Origin of the sequence: Paractinoplanes aksuensis, from assembly GCF_024137025.1 — a bacterium.
GTDB classification, from domain to species: domain Bacteria; phylum Actinomycetota; class Actinomycetes; order Mycobacteriales; family Micromonosporaceae; genus Actinoplanes; species Actinoplanes aksuensis.
In genome coordinates, this window is sequence record NZ_JAMYJR010000027.1 from 289,150 (window position 1) to 310,512 (window position 21,363).

Consider the following 21,363-nt stretch of genomic DNA (forward strand, 5'->3'; position numbering starts at 1 on the left):
CACGGTGCCCCGACGCGAACGCCCGCTGGAGTCCGAGGATTCGCCGCTACTTCAGTTCGCCGGCGACCTTCGCCGGTTACGCCGGAACGCCGGGGAACCGACGTACCGGGAGCTCGGCAAGCGCACCAACTACTCGGCCGCGGCCCTGTCCGAGGCGGTGTCCGGGCGCCGCCTGCCCAGCCTCGCCGTCACCACGGCGTTCGTGCGGGCCTGCGCCGGTGACGCCGAGGCCTGGACGGAGCGCTGGCGCCGGCTGGCCGGCGAACAGCCCGGCCCCGCGGCGCCCTACGTCGGGCTGGCCTCCTACCAGGTCGAGGACGCCGGCCGCTTCTTCGGCCGCGAGGCCCTGACCCGGACGTTGCTGACCCTCGTCGACGAGCGGCCGTTCGCCGGGGTCTTCGGCGCCTCCGGCGCGGGCAAGTCGTCGCTGCTGCGGGCCGGGCTGGCCGCCCGCACCGGGCGGACCACGCTGATCGTCACGCCGGGGGCCGATCCGATCACCGAGCTGGCCGTGGCCGTGGCCGGCCTGGCCGACCAGCCGGCCGACCGGGTCCGCGAGGATCTGTCCGGCGATCCCCAGGCCCTGCGGGGCTGGCTGGCCAAGGCGGCCGACGACCTGCTGCTGGTGGTCGACCAGTTCGAGGAGTGCTTCACGCTGTGCGACGCCCCGGCCCGGCAGTGGCTGGTCCGGGCGCTGACGTCGGCCGCCGGGCCGGGCAGCCGGGTGGTGGTGGGGGTCCGGGCCGACTTCTACGGTCACTGCGCCCGCCACCCGGAGCTGGTAACGGCCCTGCACCGCGCCCAGGTGCTGGTCGGGCCGATGTCGGCCGAGGAGTTCCGGGCGGCGGTCACCGAGCCGGCCACCCGGGCCGGCGCGTCGCTCGAGACGGCGCTGGTGGCCCGGCTCGTCGCGGACGTCGCCGGCCAGCCGGCCGCGTTGCCGCTCGTCTCGCACACCCTGGCCGAGACGTGGCGCCGGCGGCGCGGCATGACGCTCACCCTTACCGGCTACGAGGACGCCGGTGGCATCCGGCACGCGCTGGCCCGGACCGCGGAGCAGACCTACGACGAGCTCGGCGAGCGGGATCGGGCGGCGGCCCAGCGACTGTTCCTGCGCCTGGTGGTGCCCGGCGACGGCACCCAGGACACCAAACGACGGGTCCCGCGGGCCGAACTGGACGCGCCCGCCGCCCTGCTGGAACGGCTGGCGGCGGCTCGCTTGATCAGCATCGACCGGGACAGTGTGGAACCGGCCCACGAGGCCCTGCTGCACGCGTGGCCCCGGCTGGCCGGCTGGATCGACGGCAACCGCGACGACCTGCGCACCCAGCACCGGATCAGCGAGGCCACGGCGGTCTGGGAGGCGCACGACCGCGACCCCGACACCCTCTGGCGCGGCGCCCGGCTCGACCAGGCAGTCCGGTTGCGGAGGAACCTCAATCCGCGCGAACGCGCCTTTCTCGACGCCGCCACGGCCGCCGAGCACACCCGGGCGGTGAACGAGCAGCGCGCGACCCGCCGGCTGCATCGGCTCGTCGCCGTGCTGGCCGCGCTGACCGTGCTGCTGGCCGGCACGGTGGTCGTGGCTGTCACCGCGCAGCGCTCGGCGACCCGGCAGCGCAACGAGGCGGTCGCCCTGCGGGCCGTGGACGCCGCCCGCGGACTGCTGGCCGCCCGGCCGCACGACGCCGAGGTGCTGGCCCTGGCCGCGCACCGCATCGCGCCGAGCGAACAGTCGCGCGACATGCTGGTGCTGGCCCACGCCGCCGCGAACGCCACCACGCTCGGCGGCGGATTCGTGACCACGCCCGGCCGCGAGGTGGCGATCACGGCCGATCCCGCTGTCACCGGGGGCCAGCAGTTGTGGCGACCGGACGGCGCCTCATGGCTCCCCGCGGCACGGCTGCCGACCGCCGGCAGCTTCCTCCGCCTGATGAGCGCGGACGAACGCCGGGCGCTCTATCGGGCCGGGTCCACGTTCGTCTTGTGGGACCTGTCCGATCTCGACCGGCCACGCCGGATCCCCGTTCCGGGCGAACTGCCGCCGGCCGACAGCATGGACGGGACGGGCGATCTCATCTCTGCTGTGGGCGACGACGGCACCGCCGTCCTGTGGCGGGTCGGTGACAAAGCCGTACGCCGGTTCCCCGCCGCCGATGTCGAGAGCACCAGCCTGCTGCCCGACGGCTCCGGGCTCCTGCTGTGCCGGCGCATCGGCGACGGTGAGTACACGCTGGAGCAGTGGACGCTCGAGGGCGCCCGGACCGCGACCCTCGCACGCACGCCGTACCGCATGTACCCGTTCGCCGGGCCCGGTGGCCTGGTCGCCGTCGCGTCCGAAACGGGCGAGGCGACGGTGCTGGACGCGCACGACTCCTGGGCCGTGCGCACGGTGGCCCGCGTCGAGGGCCTCGAGCACCCGACACTGGCGGCGTTCGACCCGGGCGCGCCGGCCGTGGCCCTGTCCGACCCGGACAAGGTCGAACTGTGGGACACCGCGTCGGCCACGGCGTTGCTCTCCCTGGACGCGCAGGGCCTGCATCTGGTGGCACCGCGGGCCGAGGGCGGCCGGGTCGCGGTGCTGAGTCCGCGCGGGGCGCTGTGGCACCTGGACAGCGACACACCGCGCGTCGTCCGCGAGATCTGCGCCGGCCCGGTCACCGTGGACTGGGACCGCTACTTCCCGGACACGACCCCGAGGTCCCTCTGTCCCTGATTTTCTTCATCCGCCACAAGCAATCGCCGTAAAACTGTTACGCCATTCCACCACCCCCCCCGAGCCGACATTTTCCGGAACACCATTCCAGCCACCCCTGGGAGCGCTCCCGCAACATCGCCGCCTCACTTTTTCCCGATTTGCTAATCGCAGCCACCACCGGACACGGTCACCACGGGCCGGAGGCGCGATGCAGCTAGGGTTCGGTGAGGCGGAAGGTGGACTGCTCCACGTACGCGCTGGTCTTTTCCTCCGGGTCGAGCCGCAGGCGGCCGTCGAGGCTCCGGATGAGGCGGTCCGGATAGTTGGACGAGCGGAACCGTACGGTGCCGGAGCGCTCCCCCGGCTCGGGGCAGAAGGTGGCGTCCTGGCGGTAGAGGTCCCGGTCCTCCTCCGTGTTGAGCACGATCCGGAACGAGGCGTGCCGGACGTACCGGCCGTCGGCCGACCGCAAGGACAGGCAGTCCGGGTCCGCGATGCCCGGCCGGACTGCGACCGTGAGGCCGGCGGCCCCGTTCGCCTCGACGAGTTGCTCGCCGTCCAGGACGATGGCGACGCCGGCATCGGCCGCCGGGTGGAGGACGACCCGCCCGGCCGGCACCAGCCCGGTCGCGCTCGGCGTGGCGGCCGGGCGTGACGGCAGGACCGGAACCGTGGCGGCCGGCGAGCGGGTCCGCCGCGGCGCGGGCCCACTCTCGGCCGGTCCTGTCGCGGCCGGTGGCGCCACCGATGCGATGCCCCGGGGCTCGCCCGACGGTTCGTCGGGCAGCGCGAGATAGACGCCGCCCGAGACGGTCACCCCGGCCAGCACGGCCGCGGCGACCTTGACGCCGACGACCTGACCCAGCCAGCCGGCGCCGGCCGAGACACCGCCGCCGAGAGCCCCGGCCGCCGCCACCGGCAGCGGCACCAGGGAAGCGCCCAGAACCAGCCGCTCGAGGGGCACGAAGCCCGAACGCGCGGCCCCGCAGATCCGGCAGCCGCGGACGTGGCGGGCGAACCGCTTGCGCCACCGCGGACCGGGCGTGCCGTCCCAGGCCCGGGCCAGTTCGTCCAGTTGGGGGCAGCGCGGGTTCGCCTCGAGCGCGGCCACCACGAAACGGCTCAGGTCGAGCTGGTTGCGCATGCGTTGCAGACGGACGCGGGCGTGGGCCGAGCGCAGGCCCAACGCGGCCACCACCTCGGCCCGGGTGAGTTCGCCGGCCACCTCGCGCCACCACAGCGCGGCCGGCCCCCGGTCGTCGGGGTCGAGCCAGGCGGTCGCGGCGACGACCTGGCGGCGCTGCTCGGACAGGCTCATCCGCAGCAGGGTGAGGTCGTCGAACTCGGCCTCCGGGTCGGCGAGGCGCCCGGCGTCGTCCAGCGGCGCCGTCCGGTCGCGGTCCTGGCGCCACGACCGCAGCCGGGTGCTGATCTGATGGTTGGCGATGGTCACCAGCCAGGACCGGAAGCTGGCCGGGGTGCGCAGCGAGGGCAGGTCCCGGTACGCCCGCAGCACCGTCTCCTGCACCACGTCGTCCACGTCGGCGTGGCCGTTCAGGGCCCGCCCGACGACCCGGTAGAGCAGCGGAAGGTGGGCCGCGAGGAGCGCGTCGGCCGCGTCCCGGTCCCCGTCGCGGGCGGCGATCACCAGGTCGACCGGATCCGGCTCGCCGGTTTCCGTTACGCCGTCGCCGCGCCGGGCGCCTTCCATACCGGCGTGGCCGCCTGCCCCGCCGCTGTGCAGCGCCACTCACACCTCCGTGCGGCCCGTCCTGTCGATGACGGCCGATGATAACCGCAACATTCGCGAAACAACGTCGCGACTCCTCGGCTCATTTTCGTCGGCCTTTTTCTGTTACGCCGACGCCGCCGGCGCCGCCCGCGTGAATATCGAGGCGCAATTCCCGTCCCGGATCCCGACTTGAAATGGACCGGCAACATTTGCCATTGTCTATGGGAGCGCTCCCGCAGCCCCTTTCCCCCGTTCCCCAGGAGATCTCATGCAGATCCGGAAACGTCCACGCCGGACCGCGCTGCTGGCCGCGGTGTCCGCGGCCGCGATGGCAGCCACCGGCCTCGTGTTCGCGAGCACAGCCGACGCCGCCACCACCCTCGGCGCCTCGGCCGCCGAGAAGGGCCGTTACTTCGGCGCCGCCATCGCGGCCGGCCGGCTGGGCGACAGCACGTACACCCGCCTGCTCACCACCGAGTTCAACTCGGTCACGCCCGAGAACGAGATGAAGTGGGACGCCACCGAGCCCCAGCAGGGCCGGTTCACCTTCACCAACGGCGACCGCATCCTCAACCAGGGCCTGTCCAACGGCTCCAAGGTGCGCGGACACGCGCTGCTGTGGCACGCGCAGCAGCCCGGTTGGGCCCAGTCGCTGTCCGGCACCGCGCTGCGCAACGCCGCGATCAACCATGTCACCCAGGTCGCCGCCCACTACAAGGGCAAGATCTATGCCTGGGACGTGGTCAACGAGGCCTTCGCCGACGGCGGCAGCGGCGGCCGGCGCGACTCCAACCTGCAACGCACCGGCAACGACTGGATCGAGGCCGCCTTCCGGGCCGCCCGGGCCGCCGACCCGGCCGCCAAGCTCTGCTACAACGACTACAACACCGACGGCATCAACGCGAAGTCGACCGGCATCTACAACATGGTCCGCGACTTCAAGTCCCGCGGCGTCCCGATCGACTGCGTCGGGCTGCAGTCCCACCTCGGCACCACCATCGACTCGAGCTACCAGGCCAACATCCAGCGGTTCGCCGACCTCGGGGTCGACGTGCAGATCACCGAGCTGGACGTCCAGCAGGGCGGCAACCAGGCCAACATCTACGCCGCAGTCACCCGGGCCTGCCTGGCCGTCGCCCGCTGCACCGGCATCACCGTCTGGGGCATCCGCGACAGCGACTCGTGGCGCAACGACAACCCGCTGCTGTTCGACGGCAGCGGCAACAAGAAGGCCGCGTACACCTCGGTGCTGAACGCGCTCAACGCCGGCGGCACGACCAATCCGCCCACCACGCCGCCCACCACGCCGCCCACCACGCCGCCGACCGGTGGGGGCGGCTGCAGCGCCACGGTGTCGCTCAACTCGTGGAACGGCGGGTACGTCGCGTCCGTGCGGGTCAGCGCCGGCTCGAGCGCGGTCAACGGCTGGACGGTGACTGTCGCCCTGCCCTCGGGCAGCGCGGTCACCAGCACCTGGAGCGCGTCGGCGAGCGGCTCCTCGGGGTCGGTAGGCTTCCGCAACGTCGCCTACAACGGGCAGATCCCGGCGAGCGGCTCCACCGAGTTCGGCTTCCAGGGCACGGGCAGCGGCCCCACCGCCACCCCGGTCTGTCAGGCCGGCTGAGGACCGGCCGGGCTCGGTGACGCCGAGCCGAGCCCGGTCACCCGGCCGCGGCCGGGTTTCGTCGCTGATGAGCCGCGGCCGGGTTTCGTCGCTGATGAGCCGCGGCCAGGATGAGGTAGCCGCTCGCCGTCCAGGTGTAGGCCCGGTCGCGCAGCCCGGCGCCGGTCAGGGCGTCGAAGTTCTCGGCGAAGCCCGACCTCTCGCACAGGGCCCGGAAGCGCCGGCTCACGGTGTCGGCCAGGTCGACGTGCCCGGCCCGGCGCAGACCGTCCTCGATCAGGACGGTCGAGGGCGCCCAGATCGGGCCGCGCCAGTAACCGTCGGCAGCGTAGTCGGGCGAGCCGGGTGGCTCGGTGGCCAGACCGTGGTCGGTGAGGTGACCGGCGATCCGGGTGACCAGCTCGTCGGTCACCTCGGCCGGCAGGTCGTCGCCGAGGACGATCGGCATGAGATCGAGCAGGCTGCGGCTGACCCGGCGCCGGCCGGACGCCGCGGAGCGGGCCCAGAACCGGCCGTCGTGCCAGAGCTCGTCGAGCATCGCCGCCCGCACGGTTCCGGCCGTCTCCCGCCAGCGCCGGGCGTCGTCCGGACGGTCGAGCTCCTCGGCCAGGGCCGCCAGCTCCCGCAGCTGCAGAACGAGGAAGGCCGCCAGATCGGCCGTCTCGACGACCCGGTCGCCGTCGAACGTGGTCGCGTTGTCCCAGCCGCTGTCGTTGCCGTGCTGGTAGTGCGGCAGGTCGTGGCCCGGGACGCGCCGGTGGTCGAGCCAGAACCGGGTCCAGGACGAGAGCTTGGCGTACGCCTCGGTCAGGCGGGCCCGGTCGAGGCCGAGCTGCTCGCGCAGCCGGCTCAGGGCCCAGCCGTGGATCGGCGGCTTGACGAAGTTGTGGAGCACCTCGGAGTGGGTGACGGAGTCGGGCAGCGCTCCGGCGGGGTCCTGATGGTCGAAGGGCAGCAGGAACTGGTCCCAGGCCGGCTCGGGCTCGCCGGCGGCCAGCGCGATCGCGTTGAAGCAGTGGTCCCAGCTCCAGATCTTGTCCATCCAGTGCTTGGACATCAGCACGCCGGGCCGGGCCAGGAAGCCGGCCGGATCGACGGTGGCCGACCACAGGACGTACGCGGCCAGTTCGGCGGCCGGGGTCTCGGCGCTGCGCCAGGGCGCGATCGCGTCGACGAACTCGGCGAACTGCCTCGCCGCGGCCTCGCCGACCGTGTCGAAGGAGGGACCCGCGAACGGCGGGCGGGCCGTCCGGTACTCCTCGATCGCCACCTCCCAGCCCGGCACGCCGGACACGGTCAGGAAGCGGTCGGCCGAGCCCAGCGCCTCCACTCCACCGGCCTCGCTGATCGCCCCGGCGAGGAGCGTGATGCGGTAACGCCGCCCGGTCTCGTACGAGGTGACCACGTAGCCGCCGCTGACCGGGTCGCGGAAGAAATAGCTGCCGCTGAACGGCGTCAGCGTTCCGGCCGCGGTCAGGCGCAGGCCCGGACCGGCGCCCCGCACCCGGATGGTGTCCGCGTTCTGAAAGGCGAGGTCGATCCGCCCGGCCGGATCAGCGACGTCCTGCCACGACAGCACCGACGGCGTGGCCACGAGACGGCAGTCGGCCCCCACCGGGGTCAGGCGCAGCACCGGGTGCAGACCGGTCTGGTGCGAGACCAGGTGCAGATCGTCGGCGTAGGTGTTCTCGGCAATGACCGGGGAGACGTCGAGCCACGAGCCACGGTAGGAGAACGGGATGTCGCGGAGGGAGAAGCTGAGCCCGGGCACGCCGCCCAGTTTAGTTACGCCAGGCCGTCCAGCCCCGGCACAAGACGTACGCGGTGGTGGTCGCGGCCACCACCAGGCCGTGCGCCCGATCCGGTCGGCGGTGGTGCTACGGAACCCGGTGTCCGGGGCTGTCATGGTCGTCACCCGCACACCATTGCCCACCGGCGCGCGGCTTCGCGTCGGCGAGACCTACGTAGCTCGCGGGTCGATGCCGGGCAGGCCGCGCAGTTGGCGGCGCGACGACACTCCCAGCTTGCGATAGATGTTGCGCAGGTGGGCGTCCACCGTGCGCGGGCTGAGGAACAGCTGGGTCGCGACCTCGGGTGACGTCGCTCCCCCGGCGACCTGGCGGGCGATGAACAGCTCGCGCGCGGTGAGCCGGTCGTGCGGCCGATCGGTCCGGCGGACCGGGTTCTCGCCTGTGGCCGCCAGCTCGCCGGCCGCGCGCCGGGCGAACGCCTCGATGCCGCGCTCGGCCAGCAGGGTGTGGGCGATCCGCAGCTCGCGGCGGGCGTCGCGGCGCCGGCCGGCCCGGCGCAGCCATTCGCCGTACAGCAGGTGGGCCCGGGCCCGGTACGGCACCATAGGGCTCTTGTCGAGCAGGGTCACCGATTCCCGGTAGTCGTCCTCCCGGCCGGTCACCAGGCCGCGCGCGGACGCGCAGATGCCCAGACCGGTGGGCGTGGCGCTACCGGCCGTGTGCTCGGTCAGCGCGTCCAGCGCGGCCGCTGCCTCTTTCGTCTCGCCGCACCGCACGGCCGCCTCGACGAGTTCGGGCAGGACGATGCCGGACAGGAACAGGTCGTCGTGGGCGGTGGCTCGGCGCGCCGACCGCAGCGCCGCGGGATAGTCGGCCCGGCCGTTGTTGAGCAGGGCGGTCATCCAGTGCGGGTTGGCGGCCATCTGGCCCGGGGCGTCCAGCAGACCGCCGGCGTCGTCCGGACGGCCGCGCATGGCCGCCAGATGCACCCGCGGGTACACGACGGACGGGCCACCGGTGGCCTCCGCTACTGCCTCCTCCTCGGCGATGGCGGTTATCGCCACGGCCAGGTCACCGGTCAGCACCGCGTGCGAGGCCGTCTGGGCGAGCCCGAGACGCAGCAGCACCGGCTCGCCGGATTCGCGCCCGGCCGTCAGGGCCGAGGCCGCGATCGCTCCTTGCGTCTCGGGATCCCACAGCTCCCCGGCGAGCATGATGGCCAGCGCGGGCCGGTCGGCCCGGGTGACGACCCGGCGTATGACCGGCACGGCGGCCCGGTTGCCCGCGTGGTTGAGGGTCAGCAAGGCGTCCAGGACGTCCGGTCCGCCCGGCCCCGGCCCGGTGGCCGGAAGCCGGTCGAAGATGGCGGTCAGGACCCCGCCGAGCCGGCCGGTGGCGATGCTCAGCTCGACCACGTCGAGCAGGCGTTCGCGGCCCTGTCCGGGATCGACGGCGAACAGCCGGAAGGCGGCCCGCAGCATGTGAGCCGTCCCGGCGCGTCCGCCGTGCCGGAGGAACTCGATCCGGCCCAGCAGCAGATCGGCGCGGGCGTGCTGCTCGGCGCTCAGCACAGCGGTTCCGAGAGTGGCCAGAAGCTCGGCCGCGGCGTCGGCCCGGCCCGCGTCGAGGGCGGTCCCGGCCGCATCGAGGACCCTTTCCCGGCGTACGCCCGGGTCCGAGGTCAAGGCGGCCGAGCGCTCGAGGAAGGCCGCGGCGGCGTGCACCCCGCCTCGCGACCGGGCCGTGGCCGCGGACACAGCCAGTTCGGCCGCCACCTCGTCGTCCGGCCCGGCGCTGGCCTGGGCGCGGTGCCAGGCCCGGCGGTCCCGGTCGGTGGCCGGGTCGAGCACCGCGGCCAGGGCGGCATGGGCGGATCGCCGCCGGTCCGGGTCGGCCGCGCGGTACACCGCCGAGCGGGCCAGCGGGTGGCCGAAGCGGACCCGGGTCGCGAAGTCGACCAGCCCGGTCGCCGTGGCGGCGGCCGCCGCGGCGGGCACGTCGAGGCCGAGGCGGCGCGCGGCCGGCCACAGCAGCGCCGGGTCGCCGGTCGGGTCGGCGCTGGCCACCGTCAGCAGCATGACGGCGTCCTCGGACAGGCCGGTCAGCCGCTGCCGATAGCCGCGCTCGACCCGCGACGGCACCGGCCCGGTGTCCGGTGGGCCGAAGCCCCCGGCCCGGGGCAGCTCCCGCAGCGCGAGCGGGTTGCCCCGCGCCTCGGCCACGATGTGATCCCGCACCTGGGCGTCGAGGACGACCGAACCCGGCGTGGCCAGCAGCATCCGCGACTCGTCCTCGGTCAGGCCGCCGACCGGCACGACGGGCAGGTCGTCCAGGTGGCCGGCGAGCTCGCTCGCGCGAGCCGCGACGACGAGGGCGACCGGGTCGTCGCCGAGCCGCCGGCCCACGAAGGCCAGGGCCCGGGTCGTGGCCGCGTCCAGCCAGTGCGCGTCGTCGACCAGGCACACCACCGGCCGCTCGCGCGCCGCCGCCCCGAGCAGGGTCAGTGTGGCCGCCCCGGCCAGGAACGGATCGGGCGCGCCCGAGGCGAGGCCGAACGCGACCTCCAGCGCGCGCCGCTGCGGTCCCGGGACAGCGTCGAGGTGGCTGATCAGCGGCCGGCAGAGCTGATGCAGCGCCGCGAACGGCAGATCGGTCTCGAACTCCGACCCCGCCGCCTCGACCAGCCGGCACCCGGAGGCCACGTGCCGGGCCTGGTCGAGCAGGGTGGACTTGCCGATCCCGGCCTCGCCCCGCAGCATGAGCGCACCGCCCCGGCCCGATCGGGCGGCGCCGATCAGGTCGCCGATCCGCCGGACCTCGGCCGACCGGCCGACCAGTGTCATGGCCTCCACGGTAGCCACGACCGTCTACGTAGGTCTCGCCGATGCGAAGCGCGCGGCTCCGGCGGCATGGTGATCGACGAAATTCCTCAACACCTCGGGAGCTCTGTGATGACTGTTGATGTCGACCGCGCCGCCCTGATCGTGGCCGAGCACGCCACGACCGTCGACGCGCCGCTGGACACTGTCTGGCGGTTGCAGACCACGGTCGGCGACTGGCCGTCGTGGCAGCCGGACATCACCGCGGCCACGCTCGACGGCCCGTTCGCGCCGGGGTCGGTCATCCGGTGGCGGACCCACGGCATGGACATCCCGTCGACCATCCGCGAGGTCGTGCCGGGCGAGCGGATCGTCTGGGGCGGCACGTCCCAGGGCATCGTGGGCGTACACGTGTGGACCTTCGCCGAAGGCGCGGACGGCGTGACCGTGCGGACGGTCGAGTCCTGGGACGGACCGACGGTCGCGGCCGACCAGGAAGGCATGCGCGCCGCGCTGAGCGCCTCCCTGGTCGGCTGGCTGGCCGCGCTGGCTGCGGCGGTCACGGCGGTCAGGCCGTGAACTGCCACCAGTCGAGGTTGAACAGATAGCCGCTGCCCCCGGCGAACCTCAGGTAGAGATCCTGGGTGCCGGACACCCCGGACACGCCGCACGAGACGGTGGTCCAGGTCTGCCAGCCGCCGGTGGCCGGAGCCGTGCAGGTGCCGGCCACCGTGCCGGTCGGGCTGCCCAGGCGCACCTCGACCCGGCCGCCCGAGGTGGCCGAGGCGACGCGGGCGGTGAAGGTCCGCGCGCCCGAGGAGAAGGCGACGCCCCGCACCTTGAGGTAGTCGCCGTTGTCGACGTAGCCGACGTTGACGCCGCCGTCCGAGGAGCGCTCGGTCTCGACCCCGGAGGCCCAGGCGCTCGTCTCGGCCTCCTGCCGGGCGTACGGGTTGAGCGTGCCCACCTGGGGCGGACCGGCCGTGGTCATGGTGATCGTCGGGATGGTGCCGTCGGAGCGGTAACTGAAGCGTTCCACCGCGACCGACCGGGTGAAACCGCCGCCACCCGGCAACGCGCCGTTGTGGTAGAAGAAGTACGACCCGCCGTTGAAGTCGACGATCCCGGCGTGGTTGGTGAACGAGCTGCCCTGGCGCGGCATCACCGTCCCGCGATAGGTCCACGGCCCGGTCGGCCCGGTCGCGGTCGAGTAGCCGATGAACTCCGAGCAGCACTCGGCCGCGAACACGTTGTAATAGAGCCCGTTGCGCTTGTAGACCCAGGGCCCCTCCTCGTACAGGGTGGGCCGGCTTGTGTTGCCGGAGCGGGCGCCGAACCCGGCCGTGGTCAGCGGGATCTGCGCCGCCGACCCGGAGTACGAGATCATGTCGGTGTTGAGCCGCACGTACCACAGGTTCGGGTTACCCCAGTAGAGGTAGGCCTGGCCGTTGTCATCGATGAACACGTTGGGGTCGATCTCGCCGTTCTCGACCAGCGGCCGGCCCAGGGCGTCGCTGAACGGCCCGGTGGGGCTGGTCGACACCCCGACACCGATGGCCATGCGCCCGGTCGACCGGTTCTTCACCGGCACGTACCAATAGAACTTGCCGTTGCGGTAGGCGACGTGCCCGGCCCAGGCGTCGGCGCTGGCCCAGCTGAACGTGGCCAGGCTCATCGGCGAGCCGTGGTCGGTCCAGTTGACCATGTCGGCCGTCGAATAGACGCGCCATTCGCGCATGGTGAAGTAGGTCGAGCCGTCCTCGTCGTGTCCGGTGTAGACGTAGACGCGGCCGTTGTGCACCAGCGGCGCCGGGTCGGCGGTGTAGATGGTCTGGACGATCGGGTTGTCGGCCCGGGCCTCGCGGGCGGCGCCGGGGAACAGCACAAGGGCGACGGCCAGGACGGCGATCAGGGCTCTTCGCACGGCGACTCCTCCGCGTATCAGTGAACGTTCACAGCAGAATGGCAAGACAGCGCCGGGGACAGCAAGAGCAAAAATAGAGCGAGAAAAACTGTTACGAGCTGCATTAAACGCGCGTCGCCACATCCGAGTACTTCGATGCCTTGAGCCTGCAGACACATTCTGGCAACATCAGCGACACCCTCGGTTGTGAACGATCACAGGAGCGTTCCCATGCGACTTCGACTGACCGCCCTCGTCGCGGTCGTGCTCACCGGCGCCGCCGTGCTGCTGAGCGCGCCCAGCGCCGAAGCGGCGACGGTGGACACCTCGGCCTGGTACGTGCTGGTCAACCGGACCAGTGGCAAGGCCCTCGACGTCTACAACCTGGCCACCACCGACGGCGCCCGGATCACCCAGTGGACGCGCAACGACGGCAACCAGCAGCAGTGGCAGTTCGTCGACTCCGGCAGCGGGTACTACCGCCTCAAGTCGCGGCACTCGGGCAAGGTGCTCGACATCGCCGGCGCCTCCACCGCCAACGGCGCCGCCGTCAATCAGTGGACCGACAACAACAGCACCAATCAGCAGTTCCGGCTGGCCGACTCGGACGGCGGCCATGTGCGCCTGATCGCCCGGCACAGCGGCAAGGCCGTCGAGGTGCAGAACGCGGCCACGTCCGACGGTGCGACCGTCGTACAGTACGACGATTGGGGCGGCGCCAACCAGCAGTGGCAGCTCGTCCGGGTCGGGGCCAGTGCCGGAACCTTCACCAATCCGGTCGTGTGGCAGGACTTCGCCGACGGCGACATCATCCGGGTCGGGGACGCCTACTACTGGTCGGCGTCGAACATGCACTACTCCCCCGGCGCGCCGATTCTGCGCTCGTACGACCTGGTCAACTGGGAGTACGCGGGCCACTCGGTGCCCCGGCTCGACTTCGACTCCTCGGCCTACGACCTGAGCGGCTCCCGGGCGTACGTCAAAGGGGTCTTCGCCTCGACCATGCAGTACCGCCGCAGCAACAGCACGTACTACTGGATCGGCTGCATCGAGTACAACCGCACCTACGTCTACACCGCCTCCGCGGTCGACGGCACGTGGACGAAGCGGGCCCGGCTCAACAACTGCTACTACGACGCCGGGCTGCTCATCGACGACAACGACACCATGTATGTCGCGTACGGCAACAGCACGATCAGCGTCGCCCAGCTGTCGGCCGACGGTCTGAGCCAGGTGCGCTCCCAGCAAGTGTTCCAGACCCCGTCCAGCGTCGGCACGCTCGAGGGCGCCCGCTTCTACAAGCGCAACGGGTACTACTACATCTGGCTGACCCGTCCGGCCAACGGACAGTACGTGCTGCGGTCGTCCAGCCCCTTCGGCCCGTACGAGATGAAGCAGGTGCTGCTCAACCTGCCGGGCCCGATCTCCGGAGGCGGGGTGCCGCACCAGGGCGGGCTGGTGCAGACGCAGAACGGCGACTGGTACTACATGTCGTTCGTCGACGCGTTCCCCGGCGGCCGGGTACCGGCCCTCGCCCCGATCAACTGGAGCTCGGACGGCTGGCCCGTGCTGCAGACCGTCAACGGCGCGTGGGGCGCGACCTACCCGAAGCCGAACATCAGCACCTCCCGCACCGTCCAGTCGATGCTGCCCAACGAGACCTTCACCGGCTCGACGCTCGGGCCCCGCTGGGAATGGAACCACAACCCGGACAACTCGAGGTGGTCGCTCAACAACGGGTTGCAGCTGCAGACGGCGACGGTCACCAATGACCTCTACAACGCGCGCAACACGCTGACCCACCGTGTGCAGGGGCCGGCCTCGACCGCCACTATCGAGCTCGACCACAGCACGATGCGCGACGGCGATCGCTCCGGGCTGGCCATGCTGCGCGACACGTCGGCCTGGATCGGCGTCCGCCGGGACAACGGCCAGACCCGGGTCGTCATGACCAACGGGCTGACCATGAACAGCAGCTGGGCCACCACCGGCACCGGCTCGGAACAGGCGAGCGCCGCGGTCTCGGGCGGGCGGATCTGGTTGCGGGCCCAGGCCGACGTGCGGCCCGGCTCCGGACGCCAGGCCACCTTCTCGTACAGCACGGACGGGGTGAATTTCACCCGGCTCGGCCCGGCCTTGACGCTCAACAACGCCTGGCAGTTCTTCCCGGGCTACCGGTTCGCGATGTTCAACTACGCCACCCAGGCCCTGGGTGGAGCCGTGACCGTCAAGCGCTTCACGATGACCGCCCCCTAAGGAGTCCCTGTCATGCCGTTCCCCGCGATGAGCCGCCGCCGTCTTCTGCAGGCGGGAGGCGCGGCGGCTCTCGTCACCGCCCTCGACCCGCAGCCGGCGGCGGCCGCCGTCGTCCCACCGGCCCGCACCGACATCGGTGCGGCGGCGTTCCCCTTCGAGCTCGGCCAGGTGCGGCTGAACTCGGGCCGCCTCCTCGACAACCAGAACCGGACGCTGAGCTATCTGCGGTTCGTCGACGTCAACCGGCTGCTCTACGTGTTCCGGGCCAACCACCGGCTCTCCACCAACGGCGCCGCCGCCAACGGGGGCTGGGACGCGCCCAGTTTCCCGTTCCGATCGCATGTGCAGGGCCACTTCCTGACCGCCTGGGCCCAGGCGTACGCCGTACTGGGCGACACCACCTGCCGTGCCAAGGCCGACCAGATGGTGGCCGAGCTGGCCAAGTGCCAGGCCAACAACGCGGCCGCGGGCTTCGCCACCGGGTATCTGTCGGGCTTCCCGGAATCCGACTTCACCGCGCTCGAGGCCCGCACCCTGTCCAACGGCAATGTGCCGTACTACTGCATCCACAAGACGCTGACCGGGTTGCTCGACGTGTGGCGGTGGACCGGCAACACCCAGGCCCGCACCGTGCTGCTGGCCCTGGCCGGGTGGGTCGACACCCGTACGGCTCGATTGAGCTCCAGCCAGATGCAGGCCATGCTGGGCACGGAGTTCGGCGGCATGAACGAGGTGCTGACCGACATCTACCAGCAGACCGGCGACTCGCGCTGGCTGACCGCGGCCCAGCGCTTCGACCACGCCGCCGTGTTCACCCCGCTGGCCGCCAACTCCGACCAGCTCAACGGGTTGCACGCCAACACGCAGGTGCCCAAGTGGATCGGCGCCGCCCGCGAGTACAAGGCGACCGGCACCACCCGCTACCGCGACATCGCCGCCAACGCCTGGAGCATCACCACCCGGGCCCACACGTACGCCATCGGGGGCAACAGCCAGGCCGAGCACTTCCGGGCCCCGAACGCGATCGCCGGCTACCTCAGCAACGACACCTGCGAGCACTGCAACACCCACAACATGCTCAAGCTGACCCGCGAGCTGTGGACCCTGTACCCGAACAACGCCGGCTACTTCGACTTCTACGAACGGGCCTTGCTCAACCACCTGGTCGGCGCGCAGAACCCGGCCGACAGCCACGGCGGCGTCACCTATTTCACCCCGCTGCGGCCGGGCGGGCGCCGCGGGGTCGGGCCGGCCTGGGGCGGCGGCACCTGGTCGACCGACTACGACTCGTTCTGGTGCTGCCAGGGCACCGGCCTCGAGACCAACACCAAGCTGATGGACTCGATCTACTTCTACAACGGCACCACGCTGACCGTGAACCTGTTCGTGCCCTCGACGCTCACCTGGTCGCAGCGCGGCATCACCGTCACCCAGTCCACGACCTACCCGGCCGGTGACACCACCACCCTGACCGTGTCCGGCTCGCCGTCGGGTTCCTGGGGTCTTCGCGTACGCATCCCCGCCTGGACGCAGAATCCCGTGCTCAGCGTCAACGGCGTCACCCAGAACGTCACAGCGACGCCCGGCTCCTACGCCACCGTCACCCGCACCTGGGCCGCCGGCGACACGTTGACCGTCCGGCTGCCGATGCGGGTGATCCTGCAGCCGGCCAACGACAACCCGAACATCCAGGCCATCACGTACGGGCCGGCCGTGCTGGCCGGCAACTACGGCAGCACGTCGCTGTCCGCGCCGCCATCGCTGACCGCCTCGACCATCACCCGCACCAGCACGTCCGCCCTGGCCTTCACGGCCACCGCCAACGGTTCGACGGTGAATCTGGGACCGTTCCAGGACGCGCACGGCTTCAACTACGCCGTCTACTGGAACACCGGCGGTGGCACCAGCCCGACGGTCAAGCTGGTCAACGTGGGCACCGGCCTGGTGCTCGGCATCCAGGACATGTCGACCGTCGACGGCGGCCTGGCCGTGGTCTGGGGCGACACCGGGACCGCCGACCACCAGTGGGTGCGGGTCACCGACGGCTCGGCCGTGAAGTTCCGAAACGCCAACAGCGGCAAGGTGCTCGGCGTCGAGAACATGTCGACGGCCGACAACGCCCGCGTGTTGCAGTGGTCGGACACGGGCACCGCCGACCACCGCTGGACGCTGGTCGACAACGGCAATGGCACGTACAAAATCCGGAATATCAACAGCGGCAAGCTGCTGGCCATCCTCAACGGCTCCAGCACGTGGGGCACCCAGGTGGTGCAGGACGCCGACAACGGCAGCGCCGACAATGTCTGGCGCCTGGTCTGAGACCGGCCCGACGCCGGTCGCCCCCGATCCGAGCCACCAGGACCGAGGGCGACCGGCCGCACCGGGGATCAGTATCCGTAGATCATCTTGTACGCGACCTCGGGCAGGAACTGCCCGGCGGTGGAGCCGCCGCCGACCCCGCAGTTCCCGTCGGACTCGCCCGGCGTCTTGAGCCAGAGCAGCATCTCGGCGCCTCCGCCGAGCTGGCTCGGCGTGCCGATCCGGCGCCCGCCCGGGTTGCACCACTGCCCGTTCGGGCCGTTGCCGTTGCGGCTGGTATCGATCACGAACGGCTTGCTGTAGCCGTAGTTCCGCAACGCCGAGGCCACCCGGTTGCCGTAGTTGCTGTTGTCGCCGGTGGTGAAGTAGTTCGACACGTTGAGCGCGAAGCCGCGCGCGTTGGCCACACCGGCCTGGTTCAGGCGCTGGGCCATGGTCGAGGCGTCGATCCACCCGGGGTTGCCGGCGTCGAGGTAGGCCCAGGTGTTGGGGGCTTTGGAGCGGAACTGGGCGGCCGCGCGGGAGAGCATGCCCACCCGGTCGTTGATCTGCCCCTGGCTCATGCAGTTGAAATCGCCCAGCGAGTCCGGCTCGAGAACCACTACTGCGGGCCGATTGCCGATGGCGGCGGCGAAGGACGAGATCCAGGCGTCGTACGCACCCACGCTGCCGGCCCCGCCCCCGGAGTGACCGCCGCAGGCGTCCCGGCCGGGGAGGTTGTACGCGACCAGGACGGGCAGCTTGTCGACGGCGTCGGCCGCGCCGACGTACCCGCCGACCGCTCGCCCGATGTCGCCGCTCCAGTTGCCGAACCAGCTGGCCATCGGCCGCTGGGCGATCTGGCTGCGGATGGCCGCGGCCCGTCCGTCGCCGGGGTTGGCGGCGGCCCAGACGGCCGGGCTGGACTGGGGATTGACGTAGAAGCCGCTGGTCTGGCCGACCGGGTCGGCGTGGGCGGCCGGGGCGCCGAGCAGCACGGCGGGGATGGTCAGGGCCAGCGCGGCGGCCAGCGTCCGGGGACGGAGTCGTTTCATCGGGGGTCTCCTACGGTCGGCAGATTTCCGGGAGCGCTTCCAGCCAGAATAATCCACGTGCATCTATTTGTGACCGACACCGACGTGCTCCTTTTCCGGGACCGCTTCCAGTCGACCTCAATTCGATGGCGGCCGATATGATCAGCCGGCGGCGACCCGCCGATCGGAAAGGACCCGGCAGCGATGGCAGACCGACGGCAGCCCACCCTGGACGAGGTGGCCGAACGCGCCGGCGTCTCCCGCTCGGCCGCGTCCCGGGTCATCAACCGGGCGCCGCACGTCAGCCCGGCCGCCCGCGAAGCCGTCGAACGGGCCATCAAAGAGCTGGGCTACCTGCCCAACCGGACGGCCCGGGCCCTGGCCACCCAGCAGACCGGGATCGTCGCCCTGGCCGTCTCGCACGACGACCCCCAACTGTTCGCCGATCCGTTCTACGCCCAGGTCATCGTCGGGGTTTCCTCGGTGCTCGAGGACACCGACCTGCACCTGCTGCTGTGCCTGGCCAGTTCCGTCCGGGGCCGGTCCCGCCTGACCAATCTGCTGCGCACCCGGGGCGTCGACGGCATCATGCTGATGGCGATGGGCGCCGGCGACCCGCTGAACCAGATCGTCGGCGACACCGGCCTGCCGGCCGTCTACGGTGGCCGGCCGCCGCACGTCGAACCGCAGTACTACGTCGACTCGGACAACGCCGGCGGCGCCCGCCTGGCCACCGAGCACCTCATCGGCCTGGGCCGCACCCGCATCGTCACCATCGCCGGGCTGCCCGACAGCCAGGCCGGCGAGGCCCGCCACCGGGGCTACCGCGAAGCGATGATCATGGCCGGGCTGACCCCGTACGGCGCCGTCGAGGGCGATTTCACCGAGGCGGCCGGGGCGGCGGCGATGAAGACCCTGCTCGACCGTCACCCCGACCTCGACGGCGTGTTCGCCGCCAGCGACAACATGGCGGCCGGCGCCCTGCGCGTGCTGAGCGCGGCCGGCCGCCGCGTGCCGGCCGACGTGGCCGTGGTCGGCTTCGACAACCTGGGCATCGCCCAGCGGACGGAGCCACCGCTGACCACGGTCCACCAGTCCATCCAGGCCCTGGGCCAGGAGATGACCCGGATGCTGATCGCCCTCATCGCGGGGCAGGACCGCACCCCCGTCATCCTGCCGACCCGGCTCGTCCGGCGCGGCTCGGCCTGAACCCGGGTCGTCCCGGTCCTGCTGCTCGCCTCGTCCGGCGGGGCTCGTCCCGAACCCGTCCGTCCTGTGCGCTGGGCGAGACCGGTTTCGATCTGATAATCGTGGAGGATGCCCAAAGCTCTGGTGGTCCGCGGCGGCTGGGAAGGTCACCGGCCGGTCGAGGCCACCGACCTCTTCCTGCCCTTTCTGGCCGACAACAATTTTGACGTCCATGTCAGCGCATCGACAGATGTCTACGGCGATGCGCGGCTCATGGCCGAGACCGATCTCATCGTGCAGTGCGTGACCATGTCGGCCGTCGAACGCGACGAGCTCGACGGCCTGCGGGCCGCGGTGGCCGCCGGCACCGGCTTCACCGGCTGGCACGGCGGGATCGCCGACTCGTTCCGGGCCTCGTCCGACTATCTGCAGCTGGTCGGCGGCCAGTTCGCGACGCACCCCGGCAAGGAACCCGGAGCCCGCTGCGGGGACGAGACCGACAACTTCCTCCCCCACACGGTCGAGATCACCCCGATCGGCCGCGAGCACCCGGTCACGGCCGGGCTCGACGACTTCGATCTGACCACCGAGCAGTACTGGGTGCTGCACGACGACCTGATCGACGTGCTGGCCACCACCACCCATCCCGTCCAGCCGTGGCACCCGTGGCACCGCCCGATCACCTCCCCCGCGGTGTGGACCAGGCAGTGGGGCGAGGGCCGGATCGTCGTCACCACCCCCGGTCACAGCCTCGACGTGCTCCGCCATCCGACCGTCCGCACCGTGATCGAGAGGGGCATGCTGTGGGCGAGCCGCACCGCATCGGCATCGTAGGAGCCGGTTGGATCTCCAGCGCCTACCTGGAGACCCTGCGCGACCATCCCGCGATCACCGTGGCCGCGGTGGCCGACCTCGACGAGTCCCGCGCGGCCGAGGTCGCCGCCGGCCTCGCCGATTGCCGCGCCCTCCCGGTCGACGCCCTGATGAAAGACAGCTCCATCCGTACGATCCTCAACCTGACGATCCCCGCCGCGCACGCGGCCGTGGCGCTGGACGCGATCGCCCACGACAAACAGGTGTACGGCGAGAAGCCCCTGGCCGCCGAAATGTCGGGGGCCCGCTCGATCCTGGACCGGGCCGCCGCCGCCGAACTCACGGTGGGCTGCGCGCCCGACACCGTACTGGGCACCGGCGTACAGACGGCCCGGTCCACCATCGACGCCGGACTGATCGGCCGGCCCCTGTCGGCGGTGGCGGTCATGGCCACCCCCGGCCACGAACGCTGGCACCACAACCCCGACTTCTACTACCGCCCCGGCGGCGGCCCGCTGCTCGACATGGGCCCGTACTACCTGACCGCGCTGATCCACCTGCTCGGCCCGATCGAAGCCGTCACCGGCGCGGCCGCCCGCCCCCGGCTCACCCGCGTCATAGGCGCCGGCCCCCGAGCCGGCGACCAGGTCCAGGTCGAGGTCGACACCCACGTGACCGGCATCCTGCACCACACGAGCGGCGCCCTGTCCACCATCACCACCAGCTTCGACGCCGTCCGCACCACAGCCGCCCCCATCGAGGTGCACGGCGAGACCGGCAGCCTCGCAGTACCCGACCCCAACATGTTCACGGGCGACGTGCGCCTGTTCGAACTGGGCGCCCCCGACTGGCGCACGGTAGCGCCGTCAGCCGGCTACGTGGACGCGGCCCGAGGCATCGGCCTGCTCGACATGCTCACCACCCCGTCACCCCGAGCCACCGGCACCCTGGCCCTGCACGTGCTGGACGCCATGACGACCCTCCTACGCTCAGCCGACGAGGGCCGCCGCCTCCCCCTGACCACAACCACCGACCGCCCCGACCTGGTCCCCCTGACCCCGCCCCGAACCTGGCGCCAGTGACCCGGCCAAGCTCCTGTAGGCGCCGCATCAACCTCACCACCACAACCGAGCGCCCCGCCCTGCCGCGACCTGTCACAGCTGCGGTGCCGCGAGTGACCGACCGGCCTGCGCAGCAACGTCCGTTACAAGAAACAGCCAAGCCGAAGTGCCGGCCCGTCAACTCTC

14 protein-coding genes are annotated in these 21,363 nt (G+C 71.9%); 9 read left to right on the plus strand and 5 right to left on the minus strand.

Features of this window, described 5'->3' with window-relative positions; translation table 11 throughout:
• The first annotated feature begins 4 nt into the window (after window positions 1-4).
• Complete coding sequence (locus M1L60_RS25150; RefSeq protein ID WP_253239965.1) at window positions 5-2,716, plus strand: nSTAND1 domain-containing NTPase; 2,712 nt, start codon at window positions 5-7, stop codon at window positions 2,714-2,716.
• A gap of 196 nt (window positions 2,717-2,912) precedes the next feature.
• Here the strand turns inward: M1L60_RS25150 and M1L60_RS25155 are convergent, their stop codons facing one another.
• A complete protein-coding gene (locus M1L60_RS25155; protein ID WP_253239966.1) occupies window positions 2,913-4,448 on the minus strand; it encodes a sigma-70 family RNA polymerase sigma factor in 1,536 nt (511 codons plus the stop codon).
• A 10-nt stretch (window positions 4,449-4,458) separates the two neighbouring features.
• Between M1L60_RS25155 and M1L60_RS25160 the strand changes: the two genes are divergently transcribed.
• Both M1L60_RS25160 and M1L60_RS25165 read left to right on the plus strand, forming a co-directional pair.
• On the plus strand, window positions 4,459-4,623 hold the full coding sequence (locus M1L60_RS25160) for a hypothetical protein (RefSeq protein WP_253239967.1): 165 nt from the start codon (window positions 4,459-4,461) through the stop codon (window positions 4,621-4,623).
• A gap of 75 nt (window positions 4,624-4,698) precedes the next feature.
• On the plus strand, window positions 4,699-6,054 hold the full coding sequence (locus M1L60_RS25165) for a glycoside hydrolase family 10 protein (RefSeq protein ID WP_253239968.1): 1,356 nt from the start codon (window positions 4,699-4,701) through the stop codon (window positions 6,052-6,054).
• 37 nt (window positions 6,055-6,091) lie between these two features.
• Here M1L60_RS25165 and M1L60_RS47945 read toward each other — a convergent pair whose 3' ends face one another.
• The gene (locus tag M1L60_RS47945; protein ID WP_253239969.1) at window positions 6,092-7,825 is read right to left on the minus strand and encodes an amylo-alpha-1,6-glucosidase; all 1,734 of its coding nucleotides are present in this window, start codon (window positions 7,823-7,825) and stop codon (window positions 6,092-6,094) included.
• A gap of 189 nt (window positions 7,826-8,014) precedes the next feature.
• Window positions 8,015-10,648: an ATP-binding protein gene (locus M1L60_RS25175; RefSeq protein ID WP_253239970.1), complete on the minus strand. Its 2,634-nt coding sequence runs from the start codon at window positions 10,646-10,648 to the stop codon at window positions 8,015-8,017.
• Between the two features lie 108 nt (window positions 10,649-10,756).
• Here M1L60_RS25175 and M1L60_RS25180 point away from each other — a divergent pair, with 108 nt between their 5' ends.
• A complete protein-coding gene (locus M1L60_RS25180) occupies window positions 10,757-11,203 on the plus strand; it encodes an SRPBCC family protein (protein ID WP_253239971.1) in 447 nt (148 codons plus the stop codon).
• On the opposite strand, the gene M1L60_RS25185 is transcribed toward M1L60_RS25180, so the two are convergent.
• Window positions 11,193-12,548 (minus strand): glycoside hydrolase family 43 protein, encoded by a 1,356-nt coding sequence (locus M1L60_RS25185; RefSeq protein ID WP_253239972.1) that lies wholly within the window; start codon window positions 12,546-12,548, stop codon window positions 11,193-11,195. The two genes, M1L60_RS25180 and M1L60_RS25185, sit on opposite strands and share 11 nt — an antisense overlap.
• Before the next feature lie 210 nt (window positions 12,549-12,758).
• On the opposite strand from M1L60_RS25185, the gene M1L60_RS25190 reads away from it, so the two are divergent.
• Together M1L60_RS25190 and M1L60_RS25195 are read left to right on the plus strand one after the other, a co-directional pair.
• Entirely contained in the window at window positions 12,759-14,783 is a 2,025-nt protein-coding gene (locus tag M1L60_RS25190; protein ID WP_253239973.1) for a family 43 glycosylhydrolase, read from the plus strand.
• 12 nt (window positions 14,784-14,795) lie between these two features.
• Window positions 14,796-17,102: a beta-L-arabinofuranosidase domain-containing protein gene (locus M1L60_RS25195; RefSeq protein ID WP_253239974.1), complete on the plus strand. Its 2,307-nt coding sequence runs from the start codon at window positions 14,796-14,798 to the stop codon at window positions 17,100-17,102.
• Between the two features lie 68 nt (window positions 17,103-17,170).
• Here the strand turns inward: M1L60_RS25195 and M1L60_RS25200 are convergent, their stop codons facing one another.
• Complete coding sequence (locus M1L60_RS25200; RefSeq protein WP_253239975.1) at window positions 17,171-18,136, minus strand: glycoside hydrolase family 6 protein; 966 nt, start codon at window positions 18,134-18,136, stop codon at window positions 17,171-17,173.
• A 183-nt stretch (window positions 18,137-18,319) separates the two neighbouring features.
• Between M1L60_RS25200 and M1L60_RS25205 the strand changes: the two genes are divergently transcribed.
• From M1L60_RS25205 to M1L60_RS25215, 3 genes are all read left to right on the plus strand, one after another.
• Window positions 18,320-19,324, plus strand: coding sequence for a LacI family DNA-binding transcriptional regulator (locus M1L60_RS25205; RefSeq protein WP_253239976.1), 1,005 nt, complete (start codon window positions 18,320-18,322; stop codon window positions 19,322-19,324).
• 108 nt (window positions 19,325-19,432) lie between these two features.
• Complete coding sequence (locus tag M1L60_RS25210) at window positions 19,433-20,137, plus strand: ThuA domain-containing protein (RefSeq protein WP_253239977.1); 705 nt, start codon at window positions 19,433-19,435, stop codon at window positions 20,135-20,137.
• Window positions 20,107-21,198: a Gfo/Idh/MocA family protein gene (locus tag M1L60_RS25215; RefSeq protein WP_253239978.1), complete on the plus strand. Its 1,092-nt coding sequence runs from the start codon at window positions 20,107-20,109 to the stop codon at window positions 21,196-21,198. The genes M1L60_RS25210 and M1L60_RS25215 overlap by 31 nt, the downstream gene beginning before the upstream one ends.
• The last annotated feature ends 165 nt before the right edge of the window (window positions 21,199-21,363 follow it).